Raw genomic sequence first — 2,674 nt, forward strand, 5'->3', positions numbered from 1 at the left:
AGTCAGGCTGTTGATAAAGTGGTTTTAAATAGAATAGAGAAACATACGGAGGTGGGGTATCTATTGGAGGAGCGATAGCGTTCGCCTTTGTCTGCGGGAAATACCCGCTTTTAAGCGGCTTCAATCAGAAATTTCCCGCTGACAACAGCGACCGGAAGTAGATACCCCACCCCTTCGTAAACTCTATTGCCTCATTCAACTTTCTCAACAAACTAAAGCCCTAACCGGTTTTGCTTTTTCCCTTGACAATCATCTTAAAAAGTATTATCTTAATTTTAAGACAAAATAGTAACTATCGACGGAGGTCCTCCCTATGAACGACTTTACAGCCCTGTTAAAATCGCGAAGATCTGCCACCAAATTCATCCCGAATACGGACATCCCGGACAAAGAGCTCGAAGAGATGTTCGGGCTGGTCAAATTCGCCCCTTCCGCTTTCAACTTGCAGCATGCGCATTACGCCGTCGTCAAAGACCAAGAGTTAAAAACGAAAGTGCACGAAGCGGCGAGCAAACAATACAAAGTGCTGACGGCTTCTGCGGCCATTCTGGTACTGGGCGATACGGAGGCGTACAAAGACGCGGCAAAAATCAACGAAGGCTTTCTTCACCTCGGCGTGATGAGCAAGCAGGAATACGACCAAACGGTCGAATACGTCAATGCGTTCTACGAGAACCGTGGCGAAACGTTCAAGCGCGAAGAAGCGATCCGCAACGCCAGCTTGTCGGCCATGCTGTTCATGCTGATTGCCAAAGACCGCGGCTGGGATACGTGCCCGATGATTGGCTTCGACCCGGATGCGATGCGCGCAGTCCTGAACATTCCGGACCGTTACGTTCCCGCTATGTTGATTACGATCGGCAAAGAGGATGTGTCGGCACAGCGGCCGCGCGGCTACCGCAAACCGACCGGAGAATTTGTCACCTATAACCAATTCTAAACAATCTAGCTCAGGTATGTATTGCCGCCCAGGAATGAGGAATACTGATTGCAGGCTCATTGGGCGGCAGCGAAAGGAGTTGCGAACGTTGAACGCAGAGAACAACCGGGACGAATCGCTGCATTTGTTCATTGTGCTTTCCCGGGCGTGCGAATGGGTCACGGCCCACGCCCACCGGGACATTCGGCGGTATGGTTTGAATCCGACCGAATATGCGGTGCTGGAGCTGCTGTATCATAAGGGGTCCCAACCTTTGCAGCAGATCGGCGGCAAAATTTTGATGACCAGCGGCAACATTACCTATGTCGTAGACAAGCTGGAGCAAAAAGGGCTTGTCGTACGGAGGCCTTGCCCGGAAGACCGCCGGGTCAGCTTCGCGGAAATTACGGAGAAAGGTACGGCATTTCTGGACGAGGCGTTCCCGCAGCACCGCAAAGCGATCGAAGCTGCGGTCGCCGGCTTGACCGCCGAGGAGAAGCGCCAAGCGATCGGCCTGCTGAAGAAGCTGGGGGTCGCGGCGCAGGAAAGCTTCAAATAGCGGGTCGCCTCCGGCGAACCCGCAGCCCATATCTTAATATTGAGATATTCTCAAATCAAATCATGCTTATTTATGAGGAGGTTATTTTGATGCAAATCATGATCTATCCCCCAACGATGCAAGGAACCGGAGCCTTCGACGGAGGCCGGATTACGGAGCAGAAGCCGATCGGATTTCCCGGCGAGCGGTCGGTGGTCAAGCGGGTTGGTCCGCTGTTCTATTGGGCGTGGGCTTTCGCCGCGGAGGAAGGCTATATCGGGTCTCATCCCCATCAAGCGTTCGAAATCATCACGTATGTTCTTGCCGGCAAAGCGGAGCATGGCGACTCGCTCGGCACGCGAAGTGTCGTCGGGCCCGGCGGCGCGCAGGTGATGCAGACCGGATCGGGCGTGTCCCACGAAGAGCGGTTTATCGGCCCGGATATGGAAGGCTTCCAAATCTGGTTCGAGCCGGAGCTGAATGAAGCGCTGAAACGGAAGCCGACTTATCGCCAGTTCGACCATGAGGCGTTTCCGGAGGAAGCCGGAGAAGGGTTCGTACGCAAAACGGTCATCGGCGACGGATCACCGGTCGAGCTCGTCGCAGACGCCAAAATGTGGGATGTGACGCTGGAGCCCGGCGCCGTCTACCGGCACGTCATTCCGGCGGGCCGTACGTTAACGGCACTCGCCGTCCGCGGACACGGAGCCTGGACGAACGCTTCGGCCGGGGACACGGCCACTTCGTTCCGGCACAAAGATTTCATGCTGCTCGGAGCCGCCGCCGACACAAACGTGTCGCTTCAAGCCGCAGACGGCGAAACGCTGCGGATCATGTTGATCGAGGTTCCTACCACCGTGGAATACCCGCTTTACCCGAAACGATAACCGTAAGCTAAGCCCCGCGGATAACCGCGGGGCAGGCTGTTGAGAAACCCTAGTAGTAGAAAATCTCAGACAAATAGAGGTGGGGTATATCCCGTAAGAGTTTACGTCCGCCTTTGAAACCCGTGAAAATACCGCTAATTCTAATCAAATTCACGGGTTTCAAGAGCGGCTGGAGGGATATACCCCACCGGCGGATGCAGAGAATTTCTACGCGAAGCAGGTTCTCAACAAGCTCAGCCCGGCACCTTAAACGGTACCGGGCTTCCTTTGCCTCACAACCTGCACGCTTTACGTTCGTCGGCAGGCAATTAGTTTTTCCGGGAAGTCAAT

Annotated in this window: 3 protein-coding genes; all 3 read left to right on the forward strand. The window is 54.5% G+C overall.

Translation table 11 applies throughout. The features are described from left to right. The first annotated feature begins 313 nt into the window (after nucleotides 1-313). The 3 genes from QJ48_RS28635 (at nucleotide 314) to QJ48_RS28645 (ending at nucleotide 2,344) form a co-directional block, all read left to right on the forward strand. Nucleotides 314-940, forward strand: coding sequence for a nitroreductase family protein (locus QJ48_RS28635; protein ID WP_054976787.1), 627 nt, complete (start codon nucleotides 314-316; stop codon nucleotides 938-940). Between the two features lie 88 nt (nucleotides 941-1,028). Continuing rightward, on the forward strand, nucleotides 1,029-1,478 hold the full coding sequence (locus QJ48_RS28640; RefSeq protein WP_054976788.1) for a MarR family winged helix-turn-helix transcriptional regulator: 450 nt from the start codon (nucleotides 1,029-1,031) through the stop codon (nucleotides 1,476-1,478). Between the two features lie 89 nt (nucleotides 1,479-1,567). Continuing rightward, nucleotides 1,568-2,344 carry a pirin family protein gene (locus QJ48_RS28645; protein ID WP_054976789.1) on the forward strand — a complete coding sequence of 259 codons (777 nt, stop codon included), beginning with the start codon at nucleotides 1,568-1,570 and terminating at the stop codon, nucleotides 2,342-2,344. Nucleotides 2,345-2,674: the final 330 nt, after the last annotated feature.

The sequence above is a fragment of the Paenibacillus sp. A3 genome (genome assembly GCF_001399685.1).
Classification (GTDB): domain Bacteria; phylum Bacillota; class Bacilli; order Paenibacillales; family NBRC-103111; genus Paenibacillus_G.

What these genes read in the sequence shown, in the direction of transcription:
- QJ48_RS28645 (WP_054976789.1), top strand. Translation starts at nt 1,568, where the DNA reads ATGCAAATCATGATCTATCCCCCAACGATGCAAGGAACCGGAGCCTTC.
- QJ48_RS28635 (WP_054976787.1), top strand. Translation starts at nt 314, where the DNA reads ATGAACGACTTTACAGCCCTGTTAAAATCGCGAAGATCTGCCACCAAA.